We start from the raw sequence: 16,995 nt of genomic DNA, 5'->3' as shown, positions 1-16,995 counted from the left end.
CGGTTAAAAAACCTGCATTTGTACATGTATTTTCTGCCGATGAGCGACACGTGATGAAATGCCTGCAAATATACAGGTAAATATAAAGCGCAAGCCGGAAATCGGACGGGTGAAGGGAATTAACTGCGTTTTTGCATCTATCCTGTTTAATCGGAGCTACATCAGCTTAAAAAGATGTAAATTTGCAGGCATTTCTGCGAAAGAAAGACGCTTGCGACAATACGGGGGCCAATGGGAACGGTTTTCGGACGAGACAAGACCGTGTTCCGCGCGACGCCAATTTCGGATATTCGCTAAACAAAACATCGACCGTTTTCCGTGCGACGCCAGTTTCGGATATTCGCCAAACAAAAAAGGGCCGCCAGGATGATCTGCCTCAGGCGGTTTCGTATTATTAGGTCAACCAGAGATGTCTGGTTGATCTATTTTTTTATTGATTGCGGCAGCCGGGAGAACGCCTGACGGTTGATCTTACCGTTAATTCATATTTTATTCTTGTTAAATCGACATCGTTCGCCTAAAATGAATTCTTGTATGATTTATATATGACTATAATCATAAAAACCAATTGACATACTTGGGAATGTTGAATTATATTAATTTTACAAAATGATTTAATAGATTAGGGAGGCCATTTCTAGTGAAAAAGCAATTTCGTTTTGGGACCTGGCTCGCGCTGACCATGGCGCTTGTTCTGCTCCTGGCCGCTTGCGGCAACAAAAACAACAACAATGCCGCATCCAGCGGCTCGGAACCGGCATCGCCGTCCGCTTCGGCATCGGAATCGGCATCGCCATCCGCATCCGACGCCGGAGGAGACGCTGACTCGCTTAAGGGCAAGAAGATCGCGCTCATCATGCGTTTGAACACAGGTACGTTCTCCGCCCAATACGTTGACGGTGTCAAGAAGCAAGTCGAAAAGTTCGGCGGCCAACTTACCGTCATTCCTTCCGATAATAAGCTTGACGTCATGGCCACGAATCTTGACGCAGCCGTCACCCAGAAGTACGACGGCATTCTGATCGACCACGGCGACGCAGGCGCATTGACCGGCGGCGTGGACAAGGCGATCGCGGCCGGCATCCCGGTCGTGGCGTTCGATTCCGGTCTGACCAACGCCGGCGTCACGAGCATCGCGCAAAACGATCAGAAAATGGCTGAGCAGACCCTCGCAGCGCTCTCGAAGGATTCGGGCGGCAAAGGGAACATCGTGAAGATCTGGGTTGCCGGCTTCCCGCCGATGGAATCCCGTCAGATCGCCTACAAGGCTTTCTTGGACGCCAACCCTGACATTAAGGAACTCACAGCGTTCGGCACTGCGGACGGCGCACAACTCGATGCCCAGACGAAGACCGAAGCCATTTTGAAGCAATATCCGGAAAAAGGCAGCATTACGGCCATCTGGGCGGCTTGGGACGAATTCGCTAAAGGCGCGGCCAACGCAGTCAAGCAAGCCGGACGCGACGAGATCAAGATCTACGGCATCGACCTGAGCGACGAGGACCTTGCGCTGATTCAAGATCCGACGAGCCCATGGGTCGCTTCCGCGGCCGTCGATCCGGCCTCGATCGGTCAAGTTCAAGTCCGTTACCTGTACCAAAAGCTGCACGGCGACGATACGCCTCCGACAGTTCAACTGGACTCCGTATACGTGAGCCGCGACGCGCTGCCGACAGACAAAAAAGTAACGACAGCCGATCTGTCCCAATACGTGGACGGATGGGGCGCGAGCGACACGGGCAACACGGATTACCTCAAGGCGCTTGAGCAATCCGTCGGCGCCAAGTAAAATAGGGTAGGGACAAGGACGGCGCGGGATTCTGACCGCGCCGTCCTGTATTGCGATCGGAAGAAAATGCGAAAGGAGAAGCGGATATGAGCGTCTTCGGAGAGCTTGCGATGAGCAACATATCGAAGTCCTTTGCCGGCGTGAGCGCGCTGGGCGGCGTGGACTTTACGCTGCGTCCGGGGGAAGTTCACGCCCTGCTGGGCGCGAACGGAGCCGGCAAAAGCACGTTGATGAAAATATTGTCCGGCGCCTACGCCGCGGACGGCGGCACGATCGAGATCGGAGAACGGAAGCTGTCCATTGCGTCGCCGGCGGATGCCAAGGCGGAAGGCATTCACTGCGTCTACCAGGAAGTCGATACGTCGCTCGTACCCCACCTCACCGTGGCGGAGAATATGATGCTCGACCGGATCGCCTCGGGCAAAGGCGCGATGTGGATGAACTGGTCCGCCATCAGCCGGGAAGCGGAGGCGGTGCTCGCCCGGATCGGATCGCGTATCCCGGTCAAGCGCAGGGCGGACGAGCTTACGCTGGCGGAAAAGCAGATCGTGCTGATCGCCAGGCTTCTCGTGCAGGAAGCGAAGTTCGTTATTCTCGACGAGCCTACGGCCCCGCTCAGTCTTGAAGAAGCGGGCCGGCTCTTCGGCATTATGGACGGGCTTAAAAAGCAAGGCATCGGCATCGTGTTCATCTCGCACAGGCTGCACGAGGTTACGCAAGTCAGCGACCGGATTACCGTCATGCGCGACGGCAACGTCGTGTTGTCGGAGCCGGCCTCCAAGGTCGCTGCGGGCGATATTGTGCGCGCCATGCTCGGCCGCAGCTTTGAGGAAGAATACCCCAAGGCGAACGTGCCGATCGGAGAGACGCTTTTCGAGGTCGAGGACGTCGCTGCCGGACACCGCGTCCGGGGCGTGAACCTGAGCGTTCGGCGTGGCGAGATCGTCGCGGTCGTCGGCCTTGTAGGCGCGGGCAAGACGGAGCTGTCGCGGCTGCTGTTCGGAGCGGACCCCGCCGATCGGGGCAAGGTGAAAATCGCCGGCAAGACGGCGAAGCTCGCCTCTCCTGCGGACGCCGTGCGTGCGGGCATCGCCCTCGTGCCGGAGGAGCGCCGAAAGGAAGGCATTCTCGTCGGCTCCTCGGTCCTTCATAACCTGAGCTTGCCGATTTTGAAGCAGCTTAGCGGTGCGCTCGGCTTCCTCTCCAGGTTATCCGAGCGAAAACATGCGGAAGGGACGATCGTACAGCTGGGCATCCGCACGGCTTCGACGGGCCAGCTTGTCGGCTATTTAAGCGGCGGAAATCAGCAGAAGGTCGCCATCGGCAAATGGATGGCGACCGACGCCGAAGTCTTTATGTTCGATGAGCCGACCAAAGGCGTGGACGTAGGCGCGAAGCGGGATATATTCCGCATCATCGGGGAGCTGGCGGCGGCGGGCAAGGGCGTCCTGTATCTGACCTGCGAATTCGCCGAAGCGCTGGGGCTCGCGGACCGCATCCTCGTGATGTGCGACGGCGCGATCGTCAAAGAGTTCGCCCGGGGCGGCGTCACCATGGAAGAGCTTCTTTATTATGCAAGCGCAGGCAAGGAGGATCTGGCGTGAACAACCGGCTGTTGCAATTTTCGTACAAATACGGCGCGCTTATTTTTATCGGGCTCGTCATCCTGTTTTTTTCGCTGCGCAACGAATACTTTTTCACGTATTCGAATCTCGTGGACATTTTGCGTTCGATCTCGATTCTGACCTTTGTGGCGATCGGCGTGACGATCTCGCTTACGGTGGACGGCTTCGACTTGTCCGTCGGCTCGACGGTATCCCTGACGACGGTCGCGACGGCCACGATGATGATCTGGTACGAGCTGCCGCTTGCGGTCGTACTGATCGTGCCGCTGCTCATCGGAGCCGCCGTAGGCCTGCTTAACGCCTTTCTGATCGTCAAGGTCCGTATTCCGGACCTCCTGGCCACCTTGGCGGTCATGTACATCGTGAGCGGCATTCACAAGACCTACACGAAGGGTTATTCTATATACAACAACATGCAGTTCCAGGACGGCACCAAGGCGCCGGGCGTCATGAATCCCGATTTTTTGTGGATCGGACAAGGCAAGCTGTTCGGCGTTCCCTTCCCGGTCATTCTGATGATTCTCGCGGTCATCGGGGCGCATGTATTTCTCCGGTATACGCGCTTCGGCCGTCAGACGACGATGACCGGCGGCAATGAAGAGGCCGCAAGACTGTCTGGCGTCAGAGTGCGCCGCGTTCGCGCCTGGGCGTACGTCGCATCCGGCGTTCTTGCAGCCATCGGCGGCATTCTGTATACCGCACGCGTCGGGTCCGGCCAGATCGACGCCGGCGCGCCGATGCTCATGGATGCCGTCGCAGCCGTATTCGTCGGCTACTCCGTATTCGGAGCGGGCCGTCCGAACATTATCGGGACTTTTGTGGGGGCCGTTTTGACGGGCATCCTGATCAATGGTCTGACGATGCTGCACGTTCAATATTACACGACGGATATTATCAAAGGGGCCGTTCTCGTTCTCGCGCTCACCGTCACATTCGTGCATTTGAGCCGCCGCAGGGCGTAAATAAAGGGTTTGTAAGGCTTGCCGCTTGCGGCGCCGCCGTTTTCATGTGTATAATTTTCGTTGAAACGGATAAACAGATACTACGCCAGTTGTCCGTATGGGAGGTGAATGCATTGAACAAGACCGAACTGATCGCGAAGGTTTCCGAGCTTGCCGACCTTTCCAAGAAGGACGCGACATCCGCGGTGGACGCCGTTTTCGACGTCATCTCCGAGGCGCTCCAATCCGGCGATAAGGTACAGCTCGTAGGCTTCGGCAATTTCGAAGTCCGCGAACGCTCCGCCCGCAAAGGCCGGAACCCGCAGACCGGCGACGAGATCGAGATTCCGGCAGGCAAGATCCCCGCGTTCAAGCCGGGGAAGGCGCTCAAGGACGGAATTAAATAATAAGACCTAAGCGTTGGCGCGAGCGATACATATCTCATGCCGCGTACGCTGCGCAAGGGAAGCCATCTTTGCCTGTTTTGACGGGCGAAGATGGCTTTTTCTGTTCGTTCCCGATCCTCGCGAGTCGGCCTCATATTTTGCGATAAAGCGATTTACACGCATCGACACGAATGTTAGTATTTTATCAGAATAGGTATTCGGATGTATTTTGTAAAATAATATCTTCCAGCGGTGGATGATTTTATCGTTTTATAGTATTTTAGATAAAAGGGGCTCAAAGCCAATGCATTATGTACCATTCATAGTTGGAGCCGCCATCGAATGCTTTGGCGTTTTTCTGGTCATGTTTTCCCTTTTCCGATTCCGACTCAACAGGAGGGCCTTCATCACCGTATCGATCGTTGCGTTTATGATGAGCCAGGTTTCCTACTTTACGAGATTGAATCCGGAGACCGTAAACCTTTCGACTTATATACAATTTTTTCTTTATGTCATCATTTTGTGGATTTTGTTTCGAGTCCCGATTTTTTATTCGATCATCATGAATTTTGCAGGACTGTCTCTGCTTATTGTCGTGCAGGGTCTTACGATACTGGCGCTCGGCCAATACAACTCGATTTCCGTCGAGACGATCAAGGATGACGAAGCGATCAGCGTGTCGGCGCAGCTGCTTACTTTTATATTCATGTTCATCGTTGCCCGCATTATCAAGCGGTTTAACTGGGGATTCGATTTCGTGCCGACCTCGAGGAGACACGATTTGGAGTTCAAAGGAACCAATGCGACATTGATTGCCGTCATCATTTCTGCGATCGTCGCGTTTATGGTGCTGGCCTACGTATTCAGAAATGAATTCGAAGATTATGTCGTGTATGCGAGTCTCGTATTCCTTTTGACATTGCCTCCGTTTCTCTATATCGCGTTAAGGAAGGATAATGAGGATGCTGCGTAAGTACTCGGAAGGCCTCAACTTCAGAATGACCGAAGCGGGCGTTCAGGCGCCTTCTGCCGATGTCATCGAATACGCGCTCAAGATCATCGTCAATACGGTTCTCATCGCAGCGGTCACGCTGCTGCTCGGCGCGGTGACGGGAGAGCCCGCGGCAACGTTGGCAGTGATCGTCTCCTTTGCGATCCTCCGTCTCGCGACGGGGGGGTATCACCTGCATTCCAACGTCGGCTGTATCGTCGGTTCTACGATTGTATTGACATTAATCCCCCACATCCATCTCACAGACACATGGTCGCTCGGACTGACCCTCTTCGCTTTCGCCATGGTGGCAATTTTCGCGCCTTCCAATTTCGACAAGTACGCCTGGATCAAGCCGAGACATTATCCCGTTCTCAAGGTGATCGGGCTTGCGATCGTCGCTTCGAATCTTTGGATTCGATCCGACCTGCTTGCTTTGACTTTTGCCGTTCAGACGCTTCTGCTGCCATTTAAGGAAGGAGGTGAAGAAAAATGAAAAAACGCGCATACAGTGTCGTAGGTTCCCTTCTCGTAGCGGTCGCTTCTTTGTTCGCATTCACGGGCTGCTACGTATTCCTGAACAAACCTACAATGCCGAAGGAGCTCCGCAGATGAGCAAATTGATTCCGGTTTCCATTCGCCGCGGCAAAGAGGTTGAAGTAGTCGAGATTCCGCTTGAAGATGTGCTGTTCCAGTTCATCGAGAACGGAGTTATCAAGTTTCAGACATCTTATGGCGTCTTCAGCCATCTTAGCTCCCTAGAAGAATTCGACCGCTATTTATCCGGCGAGGGCTTCCGAAAAGTCGAACGTGGCTACTTGGTGCAGACGGATAAAATCCAGCGTTACGACGGAGATCTGGGGCGCGTGTTTTTCGAAGGCGGCATCAGTGCGCCGGTATCCAGGGCCCATCACAAGGACCTGGTCGCTTTCCTGCGGGAAGGCTCCGAAGCGCCTGTTTACAAACTGAATCTCAAGCCTTCCAAAGCTTAAGATTAATGGCCGGCGGTACGCGACATCGCCGCCGGCTGCCCGAGCTCGATCGCCGCAAAAATATTCAAAGATCGAATACGATAGGCTTGCATGCGTGACGTAGAGCGTGATATAATCACTGACGTTCGCTATTATTCCGGGACGTAGCACAGTCTGGTAGCGCGCACCCTTGGGGTGGGTGAGGTCGTGGGTTCGAATCCCGCCGTTCCGACCATTACATACGTGAACATGACTGCTTCCCGCGGCTTTGACCCGGGAAGCCGTTTTTATTGATAGGGGCATTAATCGTTGCAGGAAGCCGCTAGGCATACGACAAGGAGGAATTCCAGATGGAATTACCGATTCAAGCGGATTATATCGTCATCAAGGCCAAAGAGAGCGGCGTTAACGTAATTGGGCTAACGCGCGGACAGGATACCCGTTTTCATCATACGGAGAAGCTGGACAAAGGCGAGGTACTGATCGCGCAATTCACCGATCATACGTCCGCCATCAAGATCCGCGGCAAAGCTACGGTGCTGACGAAGTACGGAACTGTCGAGACGGACAACTAAAAGCATGTCTCGGAGAGCAGGCATAGCCTGCCCTTTTTGTTTATACAATGGGAAGGAGCGAAGGCCGGTCACGGGAGGGATAGCGATGCGTCACTGGTGGAGCGGAATTGCGTTGCTTGCGGCCGGCTTATGCATCATTATACTGCTCAGTCTGATCCAGCCGACGCGGCCGGAGCATTCCCGTTCGGATAAGAGAGACTTGTTCGTTCCGATTCGCAGCGAGCGGCTCGTGGACGAGGGCGTCGTTGACCTGATCGATCCCTTGCCGCTTGTAAATGCGCTAAACCGCGTCAGGTGGGAGCCGGGTATCTTGGGCGTGGATCTGGCGGTCGCGCCGGGCGCAAAGGGGAGCGAAGCGCTGTTGGGGGACATTTACGAGTTGTCCAGGGCGTCGTTCGAGCGGGTGAACAATGTGAGACAACTCCTCGTTCGGATCTATGTGCCGGAGGGGGAGGGCAGGGTGCTGCTAGCATCCGCAGACTTAAGAGCCGCGGATTGGTTGGAAATCAATGAATCCATGCAGTCGCAAGGGCCGCAGGCATCCGATTTTCATTTGAACTGGACGACAGCCGGCCGGGCCTGGCTCGCAAATTTAGCATTTTAATGAACGTTGATGCGTCTCATGCGGCGCGTAAACGGTTATGTTATAATTAATAAATTGAAAAAGCGACGACACCCGCGTTTTGCAACTCCGGAGGCTGAACATGACACGTAAACCGATCGCGCAATTGGCCCGCAAATATACTGAATACGATATGATCATTAGGCATACGGACCTGCCCGAGTTCCCGGAAGGACGCGTCCGTCTGCTTCAAGCCGTGCTTGCGGACCTGCAGGATCTGGGCGGACAGGCGGAGTTGTATCCGCTCGCGACGTCCTTGGTTCAGATGGGGCTCGATACGCACGACCTGGTCGAAAACGAGGAGAGCGGCGCCAAAACGCAAACGAAGCAAATGCGGGCCAGACAGATGAAGGTGCTGGCGGGCGACTATTTTAGCGGCCGATTTTATCATTTGCTGTCGCAGGCCGGTCAGATCGAGACGGTCAAGCGGCTCAGCGAAGCCGTATGCGAAGTGAATCGGATCAAGATGTCCTTGTACGGCAAAATGAAGCAGATGCGCATGAACGCCGAAGAATACGTCAGCTACGGTTCAGCGATCCGGGGCGGCCTTTTCATGTCTTTCGGGCATTTGATGAGCGGCATGTACGCCAAGCTGTGGCCCGAGCTCGTCGAACGTTTTTCGCGGTGCGAACTGCTGCTTCAAGAGCTGGTTCGGCTTCAACGTCCGGATGAGCTGAGCGGGAGCTGGGGCGTGTGGCATGTGATGGGCGAAGGAAGCGTCGAGGACCGGCGGGCGCTTGAAGAGCGCGCTGACGATCACGGCCTGCTGCGACAGCTGATGGACAAGTACGGCGTTGCGGACAAGCTCGTCGCGCTGCTTGGCCAGTCTGCGGGACAGCTTCAAGCGATGCTTCCCAAGATTCCGTCAGACAAGCTGGCGACGGAGCTGGCAAGTTTAATCGAGCCGTTTCTTCACGGACCGACGTGGGTGCCGGCCGCGGCTATCAAGGAGTTGGGATGACCAGAATGGATGCGAAGTCCAAGCAGAATCACGTTCATTCCGTCTTCGAGAGTATTGCGCCGAAGTACGATATGATGAACGACATTATCAGCTTCCGCCGCCACAAGGCGTGGCGGAAGTTCACCATGCGCAAGATGAACGTTAAAAGCGGCGAGACCTCGCTCGATCTTTGCTGCGGTACTTGCGATTGGACCATCGCATTGGCAGAGGCCAGCGGCACAGGTAAGACCGTGGGGCTCGATTTCAGCGCCGGCATGCTTGCTGTCGGCCGGGAGAAGGTCAAACAAAAAGGACTGGACAGGCAGATCGAGCTCGTGCAGGGCAACGCCATGGAGCTTCCGTTTGCGGACGGCACATTCGATTACGTCACGATCGGCTTTGGCCTGCGCAACGTGCCCGATTATGCCAAGGTGCTTTCCGAGATGCAGCGCGTCGTCAAGCCCGGCGGTCAAGTCGTTTGCCTGGAAATGTCCAAGCCGGGCTGGCAGCCGTTCAAAGCAATTTACTACTTTTATTTCAAAAAGCTGATGCCCCTGCTCGGCAAGCTCGTGGCGCGCAAATACGACCAGTATCGCTGGTTGCCCGAATCGCTGGCCGATTTTCCCGACCTGCCGAGGCTTGCCGAGATGTTCAGGGAAGCGGGCCTGCAGGAAGTGCGCGCCTATCCGCTGGCCGGCGGCGTCGCAGCGCTGCATATGGGGAAGAAAGGGAATGAACGGGCATGATTCGGAAGTTGAAAATTTTTCTTGAAATGATTAAGTTCGAACATACGATATTCGCTTTGCCGTTCGCTTACGTCGGTACGATCCTGGGATCCGTCACCGTCAATCGCGAGCTGCCTTCCTGGGCGCAATGCGGCTGGATCTTGCTGGCGATGATCGGCGCGCGGACGGCGGCCATGAGCTTGAACCGTATCATCGACAAAGCCATCGACGCACGCAATCCGCGGACGGCCGGAAGAGCGATTCCGGCAGGGTTGCTGAAGTCATCCGAAGCGGTGCTATTCGTCATCATTTCCTTCGTTCTGCTGTTTTGGGCGGCCTCTCAGCTGAACCCGCTGGCGCTCAAGCTGATGCCAATCGCGGTATTTATGACGGTCATCTATTCTTACACCAAGCGTTTTACCTGGGCGTGCCATCTTGTGCTGGGCCTTACGCTCGGGCTCGCTCCGCTGGGCGGCTGGGTTGCCGTCACCGGGACGATCACTTGGCCGGCGGTCGTGCTGTTCGCTGCGGTCGCACTTTGGTCGACCGGCTTCGACATTATATACGCTTGCCAGGATGTCGACTTCGATCGCAAGGAAGGCTTGCATTCGTACCCTGCGCGCTTCGGCATCGCCACGGCTCTCATGACCGCCAGAGTCATGCACGTCGTCACGCTTGCCGGCTTCATTTTGCTGCTCGCGTTGACGGATCTCAGCTGGTGGTATCTGGCGGGCACGATTATCGCAGCCGTTCTGCTCTATTATGAGCATCAGCTTGTGAAACCGAACGATTTGAGCAAGCTGAACGCCGCCTTCTTTACGATGAACGGCGTGCTTAGCACGGTATTGTTCGTTTTCACTTTCATCGACCTTGTGTTGGTGCACGCATGGTAAGGCAGGGGGGACGTCCGCGTCGTTGGGCGGTCGGGATTACCGGGGCGAGCGGCGCCGCTTACGGCATCAGCTTGTGCCGGGAACTGCTCAGAGCCGGCATCGATGTACACCTGGTCATCTCCGAAGCGGGGTGGCGCGTGCTCAAGGAGGAGCTGGGGTGGGATGCGACGAAGCGCTCGGCTTCGGTTGCCGGGGCATTCGCCGGCCTGGAAGGCGGAGAACTGGTCTATTATCCGCCGGGCGACATCGGCGCAGCGATCGCAAGCGGTTCTTTCAGATGCGAGGGAATGGTCGTGGTGCCCTGCTCGATGGGGACGCTCTCCGCCATCGCCCACGGCAGCTCGGACAACCTGCTGACACGGGCGGCCGACGTTGCCATGAAGGAGGGGCGCCCACTGCTGCTGGTGCCGCGGGAGACGCCGCTGAACGCCGTACATTTAGAAAATATGCTGAAGCTCGCGCGAATCGGCGTGCGCATCATTCCGGCGATGCCCGCGTTTTACCAGGGGCCGCAGTCGCTGGACGACGTCGTCAGGTTTATGACCGGCAAGATCATGGACGTCATGGGTCTGGATCATCATTTATACAGCAGATGGGGAGAGAGCAATGAATCATGACCGAACGGAGCCGATCCGGATCGGCAGAATCGACTATACGAACGTATGGCCTGTATTCCATCATTTCGAGCCGGAGCTGCTCCGGTGCGCGCCTCGACTGGTGCGTGCGATGCCTGCAGAGCTTAACCGGCGGCTGCGCGAAGGCGCGATCGACATGGCGGCGATCTCCTCGTTCGCTTATGGCCTTAACAGCGAAGACTACGTGCTGCTCCCGAATCTGTCGGTGAGCGCCCGAGGTCCCGTACAGTCGATTCTGCTGTTCCTGAAGTCGCCGCTTGAGACTGTATTGGACGGCGGCCGGATCGCCATGACGACCACGTCGGCCACCTCGGTGAATTTGCTGAAAATTTTAATGGAAAAGTTTCACGGCGGTCATCCGTTCTACGAATCGGCCGAGCCGGATCTCGAATCGATGTTGAAGCATGCGGATGCGGCACTGCTGATCGGCGACCATGCCATTCGAGCCTCCTGGCAGAATCATGGCTACAAGATCATCGATCTGTCGGACAGCTGGTACCGGTTTACGGGCATGTGGATGACCTTCGCCGTATGGGCGGTCAGGCGGGAAGCTGCGGCGGCGAAGTTTGCGGACATCGCAGAAATCTACGAAGCGCTGGTCGATTCCAAGCGGCGTTCCTACGGCGATATGCGGCCGGTGATCGATCATGCGCTGCGCACCGTCGGCGGGACCGAAGCCTATTGGAAAGGCTACTTCGATGGATTGAACCACGATTTCGGTGCGGGACAGCGCGAAGGCTTGTCCTTGTTTTTCAAGTATGCGCGCGAGCTCGGCCACCTGGAAAAGGATGTCGCGATCGAGGAATGGAGCTTGGCCGGACCGGTCGCGACGCCAGCGGCCCCACCACAATGAACCGAAGGTGACTATATGAAGTTGATGCAGCTCTACGCTTCACTCAAATCCGATCTGCAGGCGATCGAGGACGCACTGGCGAGCAGCGTCGCCAGCGACCTGCCGCTCCTGAACGAATCGGCGCTTCACCTGCTGAAGGCGGGGGGCAAGCGCCTGCGTCCGGTGTTCGTGCTGCTGTCGGGCAAGTTCGGTCAATATTCGCTCGACCAGCTCAAGCGCGTCGCCGTGCCGCTCGAGCTTATCCATATGGCATCGCTCGTGCATGACGACGTCATCGACGATGCCGATACGCGCCGGGGACAGCCGACCGTCAAGGCGAAATGGGACAATCGCATCGCGATGTTCACCGGCGATTACCTGCACGGCAAGTCGCTTGTCATTGCGACGGAGCTCGCGCATCCGCGCATCCATCAGATTCTGTCCGGGGCCATCGTTCAGATGTGCATCGGAGAGATGGAGCAGATCCGCGACTTCTTCAATACGGATCAGAGCGTGCGTAATTACCTGCTGCGCATCCGCCGCAAGACCGCGCTGCTGATCGCCATCAGCTGCCAGCTGGGCGCGATGGCGGCGGGCGCACCGAAAAAGCAGTGCGACATCTTGTACCGGTACGGCTACAATGTCGGCATGCTTTTTCAGATCACGGACGATCTGCTCGATTTATGCGGCACGGAAAAGGCGATCGGAAAGCCGCCTGGCAGCGACCTGAGACAGGGCAATATTACGCTGCCCGTTTTGTACGCGCTGCAGGAGCCGGCGCTTCGGGACCGACTGCTGGGCGAGATCGCCCGCATTCAGGAGGCGGGCGGTACGGCGGACTCGAGTGCGGCAGTCAAGCTCGTGCGGGGAAGCGCGGGTATCCGGCAGGCCGAAGCGCTTGCCGAGCGGTACATGGCCAAGGCACTCAAGCTTCTTGAAGGGCTGCCTGCCATCCCCGCGCGCAAAAATTTGGCCGATATCGCGAGATTCGTGGCGCAAAGAAGCTATTAATCGACACGATTGTGGTAAAATGATGGAAATGCCTGCGTTAAAATGATGGAAATGCCGCGGATGCGCCGGACAGGCCTTTCGTAATATAGGGGGTTGAATGATGGAACGCACGTATCTCATGGTAAAGCCTGACGGCGTCGAACGGGGGCTGATCGGAGAGATCGTCGGCCGCTTCGAACGCAAGGGACTGAAGCTGATCGCCGCCAAGCTGATGCGGGTAACGCCGGAACTGGCCGAACGGCATTATGCAGAACACAAGGGCAAAGTCTTTTACGACCGTCTCATCACGTTCATTACTTCCGGTCCCGTATTCGCCATGGTCTGGGAGGGGGATGACGCCGTCACCGCCGCACGGCAGCTGATCGGCAAGACAAGCGGCATCGAGGCCGCGCCAGGCACGATTCGCGGCGATTATGCGATACATACGAATTACAACTTGATACACGGCTCGGATTCCCACGACAATGCGCTTCGCGAGATCGGCATCTTTTTTACCGAGGACGAGCTTCTGGATTACGAAAAAGTCATTCAAGTTTGGATTTGAGCACACGGCAAGCTTTACGAACCGACGGGGAGCATCGGCATGAGCGAAAATTCAACGCGGTCTATGACGGAGGACGAGGATTTCGCCCAGTTTATCGCGAACGTCCGCAAGGCGACTTCCATCGATCTATCGCAATACAAAGAAACACAGATGCGCAGGCGACTGACGACGCTGCGCGTCAAAAACGGTTTTTCCGATTTTGCTTCCTACTTTAAAGCGATTATGGACGAACCGCGTCTTCGCAACGAATTTTTGGACCGCATGACGATCAATGTCTCCGAGTTTTGGCGCAATCCGAACCGGTGGAACATGCTGATGGAGCGATTCCTGCCCGACATGATTAAGCGCACGCCAAAACTGAAGGTTTGGAGCGCCGCTTGCTCGACAGGCGAAGAGCCGTATACGATTGCGATGATTCTCGACCGGCTAGGCGCGCTCGGCCAATCGACGCTGCTTGCGACCGACATCGACGAAGGCGTGCTTGCCAAAGCTAAAAACGGCGTATATCCCGAGCGTTCGATCCGCGAGGTGCCGAAGGACATGGCTGCAGCCTATCTTAAAGGCAGCGGCGACGCGTACCAAGTGGACGACGGGCTCAAGCGGGCTGTCCGGTTCCAAAAGCAGAATTTATTGTTCGATACGTTCCAGGACGGCTTCGACTTGATCGTCTGCCGCAATGTCATGATTTACTTCACCGAAGAAGCGAAGCAGCAGCTTTACGAAAAGTTCGCCAAGGCGCTGAAGCCAGGCGGTATCCTTTTCGTCGGCAGCACCGAGCAGATTTTCTCGCCGGGCCAATACGGTCTCGAGACGGCCGATACTTTTTTCTATCGTCGCATCGTATGAAGCGGCCTCCGCTGCGCGATACTAGGAGCAACTTTGAGGCAGCGGAGGGTATCATGGACAAGCGCAAAGCGATCGAAGCTTATCGGAGCGGACTCGTGACGGCGCAGGAATGTGCGCAAATACTGGGGCTCGAGCATCCGTCGCTCCTCGGTCTGGTGCCGGAAGCGGTGCAGGTTCGTCTTGCTGCGAAGGACAAAGCCCGCGCCGGGGAAAGCGGGCGAGGCGTGGCCGGCTCCCGCGACTGAAGCGCGCCTAGGAGTGCCGCGCCGACTCTTGGTCCGTCCGAATGGGCGGGCTCTTTTCTTGTCAAAAGCTTTAACGCTGTACTATAATAAACAAAAGTATTCGAGGTTGCCGCAAGACTTGGGGAGGAACTCACTTGACACTACGCTACTTAACCGCGGGCGAGACGCACGGCCCGCAGCTTACCGCTATTATTGAAGGATTGCCGAGTAATCTGGAGCTGGATTTCGAAGCGCTCAACTTTCAGCTTCAGCGCAGACAGAAAGGACACGGCCGCGGCCGCCGGATGCAGATCGAACAGGATACGGCGCAGATTGTAGGCGGCGTTCGTCACGGCCGTACGACGGGCGCGCCGGTTGCCCTTATCGTCGCCAACAACGATTGGAAGCACTGGACTTCGGTCATGAACGTAGAGCCGATCGAAGGCGGGGACGAAGCCAAGCGTCGCGTTCACCGTCCGCGTCCGGGCCACGCCGACCTCAACGGCGGCATCAAGTATGAGCAAAAGGACCTTCGCAACATACTGGAGCGCTCGAGCGCGCGTGAGACTGCCGCGAGAGTCGCCGTCGGCGCCGTCGCCAGGCAGCTGCTGGCCGAGTTCGGCATTCGAGTTGCCGGTCACGTCGTCTCGATCGGCGGAATCAAGGCGCCGCCGCTTCCTGCGGACATCGGCGTGGACGAGCTCATCGAACGTACGGAAGCATCATCCGTGCGCGTTATCGACGCCGAGACGGAGCGGCGGATGATCGAGCTGATCGACAAGACCAAGGCGGACGGAGACTCCATCGGTGGCGTCGTCGAATGCATCGTGACAGGTCTGCCGATCGGTCTCGGCAGCCACGTGCAGTGGGACCGCAAGCTGGACGGCCGTATCGCCCAGGCAGTCGTGTCGATTAATGCGTTCAAAGGCGTGGAGATCGGCATCGGCTTCGAGGCGGCCGATCGGCCCGGCTCGCAGGTGCATGACGAGATTCTGTACACCGAAGACAAGGGCTACCACCGGGCGAGCAATCGTTTGGGCGGCTTTGAGGGCGGCATGACGAACGGCGAACCAATCGTCGTACGCGGCGTCATGAAGCCGATCCCGACGCTTTACAAGCCGCTTCAGAGCGTGGACATCGACACGCGCGAGCCTTTTACCGCGCAGGTCGAGCGTTCGGATGCCTGCGCCGTACCGGCGGCGAGCGTCGTGATGGAGAGTGTTGTCGTCTGGGAAGTCGCCAAGGCCTTTCTCGAAAAGTTCGGCGGCGATTCGCTTGAAGAGATTCGCGCGAATTACGACAATTACATGAAGCAGACGAGGGCCTATTAATTGGCGCCCGCAGGAGAAGTTCGCGAACTTACGGTCGACCTCGGCGAGCGCTCGTATCCGATTTATATCGGCTCCGGCCTTCACGCGGCCTCCGGCGAATATTGCAAGCGGTTGGGCTTGCCGACCGGCTCGCCGCTGCTGCTCGTCACCGACGCGTCCGTGCATGGCTTGTACGCGGACAATATCAAGGCTTCGCTGCAAAATGCGGGTTACCGCGTGACCGTGTCCGTCGTGCCGTCGGGCGAGTCGTCCAAGTCGCTTGCGCAGCTTGACGCGCTCGTCGCCGATGCGCTCACGGGCGGTCTCGACCGCAAATCGACCGTCGTCGCGCTCGGCGGAGGCGTCGTAGGCGACCTGGCCGGGTTCCTCGCCGCGGTATACATGCGCGGCATTCGCTTTGTGCAGATGCCGACGACGATACTCGCGCACGACAGCAGCGTCGGCGGCAAGACGGCGGTTAATCACAGACTCGCCAAAAATATTATCGGCGCCTTCCACCAGCCGGAAGCGGTGCTGTACGATCTGGACGCGCTCGTCAGTTTGCCTTCGCGAGAGGTCAGATCCGGCTTGTCCGAGGTCATCAAGCACGGCCTCATCTGGGAGGCCGCGTTCGTCGACTGGTGCGAGCACAATGCGGAGCGGCTGCTCGCGCTCGAGCCCGATGCGCTAGGCTATGCCCTGTATGAAGGCTGCAAGGTCAAATCGATCGTCGTCTCCAGGGACGAAAGGGAGAACGATTTGCGCGCCATCCTCAATCTGGGACATACGATCGGGCATGCGCTGGAGGCGGCAGCCGGCTACGGCGAGCTCCTGCACGGCGAAGCGATCGCGATCGGGATGGTCGGCTCCGCGCGGCTCGCGGCTCGGTTCGGTTACGGCGACGAGATCGCGAGCCGGACGGAAGCGATCTTCCGCAAATTCGGACTTCCGGTTCGCATTCCGGCTCATCTCGCCGCGGACGAGATCATGAAGGCGATGCAGCACGACAAGAAATTCAGCGAAGGCAGTATGGTGTTCGTCGTGCCGACGTCGATCGGAAGTGTCGAGATTCGGCGCGACGTCAGCGCTGCATGGGTAAGAGAGATCGTCGAAGGGTTGAAAGAGGAGGCTTGAA

The 16,995-nt window shown here is 57.1% G+C and carries 21 protein-coding genes and 1 tRNA gene; all 22 read left to right on the top strand.

All coding sequences use genetic code 11. The features are described 5' to 3' along the window. Positions 1-640 precede the first annotated feature (640 nt). The 22 genes from ACFSR7_RS23080 to aroB all read left to right on the top strand — a co-directional run bounded on the left by ACFSR7_RS23080 (position 641) and on the right by aroB (position 16,994). Positions 641-1,789 (top strand): sugar ABC transporter substrate-binding protein, encoded by a 1,149-nt coding sequence (locus tag ACFSR7_RS23080; RefSeq protein ID WP_378165641.1) that lies wholly within the window; start codon positions 641-643, stop codon positions 1,787-1,789. Positions 1,790-1,875: 86 nt separating this feature from the next. After that, positions 1,876-3,393 (top strand): sugar ABC transporter ATP-binding protein, encoded by a 1,518-nt coding sequence (locus tag ACFSR7_RS23075; RefSeq protein WP_378165639.1) that lies wholly within the window; start codon positions 1,876-1,878, stop codon positions 3,391-3,393. After that, positions 3,390-4,376: an ABC transporter permease gene (locus ACFSR7_RS23070; protein WP_378124367.1), complete on the top strand. Its 987-nt coding sequence runs from the start codon at positions 3,390-3,392 to the stop codon at positions 4,374-4,376. The genes ACFSR7_RS23075 and ACFSR7_RS23070 overlap by 4 nt, the downstream gene beginning before the upstream one ends. A gap of 113 nt (positions 4,377-4,489) precedes the next feature. Further along, positions 4,490-4,762 (top strand): HU family DNA-binding protein, encoded by a 273-nt coding sequence (locus tag ACFSR7_RS23065; RefSeq protein WP_090112863.1) that lies wholly within the window; start codon positions 4,490-4,492, stop codon positions 4,760-4,762. A 283-nt stretch (positions 4,763-5,045) separates the two neighbouring features. Next, positions 5,046-5,714, top strand: a complete 669-nt coding sequence (locus ACFSR7_RS23060; RefSeq protein WP_378124369.1) for a hypothetical protein — start codon at positions 5,046-5,048, stop codon at positions 5,712-5,714. Beyond that, complete coding sequence (locus tag ACFSR7_RS23055) at positions 5,704-6,228, top strand: accessory gene regulator B family protein (protein WP_378165637.1); 525 nt, start codon at positions 5,704-5,706, stop codon at positions 6,226-6,228. Before ACFSR7_RS23060 ends, ACFSR7_RS23055 begins: the two co-directional genes overlap by 11 nt. Then, a complete protein-coding gene (locus ACFSR7_RS23050; protein ID WP_090112858.1) occupies positions 6,225-6,347 on the top strand; it encodes a cyclic lactone autoinducer peptide in 123 nt (40 codons plus the stop codon). The genes ACFSR7_RS23055 and ACFSR7_RS23050 overlap by 4 nt, the downstream gene beginning before the upstream one ends. Next, on the top strand, positions 6,344-6,724 hold the full coding sequence (locus ACFSR7_RS23045) for a LytTR family transcriptional regulator DNA-binding domain-containing protein (RefSeq protein WP_378165635.1): 381 nt from the start codon (positions 6,344-6,346) through the stop codon (positions 6,722-6,724). Before ACFSR7_RS23050 ends, ACFSR7_RS23045 begins: the two co-directional genes overlap by 4 nt. A 137-nt stretch (positions 6,725-6,861) precedes the next feature. Further along, positions 6,862-6,938, top strand: a tRNA-Pro gene (locus ACFSR7_RS23040). A gap of 115 nt (positions 6,939-7,053) precedes the next feature. Next, positions 7,054-7,278 carry a trp RNA-binding attenuation protein MtrB gene (gene mtrB, locus ACFSR7_RS23035; RefSeq protein WP_378124372.1) on the top strand — a complete coding sequence of 75 codons (225 nt, stop codon included), beginning with the start codon at positions 7,054-7,056 and terminating at the stop codon, positions 7,276-7,278. An 85-nt stretch (positions 7,279-7,363) separates the two neighbouring features. Beyond that, on the top strand, positions 7,364-7,882 hold the full coding sequence (locus ACFSR7_RS23030; RefSeq protein WP_378165633.1) for a hypothetical protein: 519 nt from the start codon (positions 7,364-7,366) through the stop codon (positions 7,880-7,882). Positions 7,883-7,982: 100 nt separating this feature from the next. Then, complete coding sequence (locus ACFSR7_RS23025; protein ID WP_378165632.1) at positions 7,983-8,861, top strand: heptaprenyl diphosphate synthase component 1; 879 nt, start codon at positions 7,983-7,985, stop codon at positions 8,859-8,861. A 5-nt stretch (positions 8,862-8,866) separates the two neighbouring features. Continuing rightward, the gene (locus ACFSR7_RS23020; protein ID WP_378166088.1) at positions 8,867-9,586 is read left to right on the top strand and encodes a demethylmenaquinone methyltransferase; all 720 of its coding nucleotides are present in this window, start codon (positions 8,867-8,869) and stop codon (positions 9,584-9,586) included. Beyond that, a complete protein-coding gene (locus ACFSR7_RS23015) occupies positions 9,583-10,458 on the top strand; it encodes a UbiA-like polyprenyltransferase (RefSeq protein ID WP_378124375.1) in 876 nt (291 codons plus the stop codon). Before ACFSR7_RS23020 ends, ACFSR7_RS23015 begins: the two co-directional genes overlap by 4 nt. Then, positions 10,452-11,075: a UbiX family flavin prenyltransferase gene (locus ACFSR7_RS23010; protein ID WP_378165630.1), complete on the top strand. Its 624-nt coding sequence runs from the start codon at positions 10,452-10,454 to the stop codon at positions 11,073-11,075. The genes ACFSR7_RS23015 and ACFSR7_RS23010 overlap by 7 nt, the downstream gene beginning before the upstream one ends. Further along, on the top strand, positions 11,065-11,946 hold the full coding sequence (locus ACFSR7_RS23005) for a menaquinone biosynthesis protein (RefSeq protein WP_378165628.1): 882 nt from the start codon (positions 11,065-11,067) through the stop codon (positions 11,944-11,946). The genes ACFSR7_RS23010 and ACFSR7_RS23005 overlap by 11 nt, the downstream gene beginning before the upstream one ends. Positions 11,947-11,961: 15 nt before the next feature. Next, positions 11,962-12,936, top strand: coding sequence for a polyprenyl synthetase family protein (locus ACFSR7_RS23000; protein ID WP_378165626.1), 975 nt, complete (start codon positions 11,962-11,964; stop codon positions 12,934-12,936). Positions 12,937-13,036: 100 nt separating this feature from the next. Continuing rightward, complete coding sequence (gene ndk, locus ACFSR7_RS22995; protein ID WP_378165624.1) at positions 13,037-13,480, top strand: nucleoside-diphosphate kinase; 444 nt, start codon at positions 13,037-13,039, stop codon at positions 13,478-13,480. 39 nt (positions 13,481-13,519) lie between these two features. Then, positions 13,520-14,326, top strand: a complete 807-nt coding sequence (locus ACFSR7_RS22990; RefSeq protein ID WP_378165622.1) for a CheR family methyltransferase — start codon at positions 13,520-13,522, stop codon at positions 14,324-14,326. A 53-nt stretch (positions 14,327-14,379) separates the two neighbouring features. Next, positions 14,380-14,571: a hypothetical protein gene (locus tag ACFSR7_RS22985; RefSeq protein WP_378165620.1), complete on the top strand. Its 192-nt coding sequence runs from the start codon at positions 14,380-14,382 to the stop codon at positions 14,569-14,571. Positions 14,572-14,705: 134 nt separating this feature from the next. Beyond that, positions 14,706-15,881, top strand: coding sequence for a chorismate synthase (gene aroC / locus ACFSR7_RS22980; RefSeq protein ID WP_378165618.1), 1,176 nt, complete (start codon positions 14,706-14,708; stop codon positions 15,879-15,881). Next, the gene (gene aroB, locus ACFSR7_RS22975) at positions 15,882-16,994 is read left to right on the top strand and encodes a 3-dehydroquinate synthase (protein ID WP_378165616.1); all 1,113 of its coding nucleotides are present in this window, start codon (positions 15,882-15,884) and stop codon (positions 16,992-16,994) included. It begins immediately after the preceding gene. The last annotated feature ends 1 nt before the right edge of the window (position 16,995 follow it).

Origin of the sequence: Cohnella sp. GCM10020058 (assembly GCF_042683485.1) — a bacterium.
Taxonomy (GTDB): domain Bacteria; phylum Bacillota; class Bacilli; order Paenibacillales; family Paenibacillaceae; genus Cohnella.
This window is presented reverse-complemented; position numbering and strand designations above follow the sequence as displayed.

Bases quoted from the DNA above. Each gene is read 5' to 3' on its own strand.
- ACFSR7_RS23075 (WP_378165639.1), top strand. From the start codon at position 1,876: ATGAGCGTCTTCGGAGAGCTTGCGATGAGCAACATATCGAAGTCCTTT.
- ACFSR7_RS23010 (WP_378165630.1), top strand. From the start codon at position 10,452: ATGGTAAGGCAGGGGGGACGTCCGCGTCGTTGGGCGGTCGGGATTACC.
- ACFSR7_RS22985 (WP_378165620.1), top strand. From the start codon at position 14,380: ATGGACAAGCGCAAAGCGATCGAAGCTTATCGGAGCGGACTCGTGACG.
- ACFSR7_RS23030 (WP_378165633.1), top strand. From the start codon at position 7,364: ATGCGTCACTGGTGGAGCGGAATTGCGTTGCTTGCGGCCGGCTTATGC.
- ACFSR7_RS23050 (WP_090112858.1), top strand. From the start codon at position 6,225: ATGAAAAAACGCGCATACAGTGTCGTAGGTTCCCTTCTCGTAGCGGTC.
- ndk (WP_378165624.1), top strand. From the start codon at position 13,037: ATGGAACGCACGTATCTCATGGTAAAGCCTGACGGCGTCGAACGGGGG.
- ACFSR7_RS23015 (WP_378124375.1), top strand. From the start codon at position 9,583: ATGATTCGGAAGTTGAAAATTTTTCTTGAAATGATTAAGTTCGAACAT.
- ACFSR7_RS23005 (WP_378165628.1), top strand. From the start codon at position 11,065: ATGAATCATGACCGAACGGAGCCGATCCGGATCGGCAGAATCGACTAT.
- ACFSR7_RS23025 (WP_378165632.1), top strand. From the start codon at position 7,983: ATGACACGTAAACCGATCGCGCAATTGGCCCGCAAATATACTGAATAC.
- ACFSR7_RS23045 (WP_378165635.1), top strand. From the start codon at position 6,344: ATGAGCAAATTGATTCCGGTTTCCATTCGCCGCGGCAAAGAGGTTGAA.
- ACFSR7_RS23000 (WP_378165626.1), top strand. From the start codon at position 11,962: ATGAAGTTGATGCAGCTCTACGCTTCACTCAAATCCGATCTGCAGGCG.
- ACFSR7_RS22990 (WP_378165622.1), top strand. From the start codon at position 13,520: ATGAGCGAAAATTCAACGCGGTCTATGACGGAGGACGAGGATTTCGCC.
- ACFSR7_RS23060 (WP_378124369.1), top strand. From the start codon at position 5,046: ATGCATTATGTACCATTCATAGTTGGAGCCGCCATCGAATGCTTTGGC.
- mtrB (WP_378124372.1), top strand. From the start codon at position 7,054: ATGGAATTACCGATTCAAGCGGATTATATCGTCATCAAGGCCAAAGAG.
- ACFSR7_RS23055 (WP_378165637.1), top strand. From the start codon at position 5,704: ATGCTGCGTAAGTACTCGGAAGGCCTCAACTTCAGAATGACCGAAGCG.
- ACFSR7_RS23020 (WP_378166088.1), top strand. From the start codon at position 8,867: ATGGATGCGAAGTCCAAGCAGAATCACGTTCATTCCGTCTTCGAGAGT.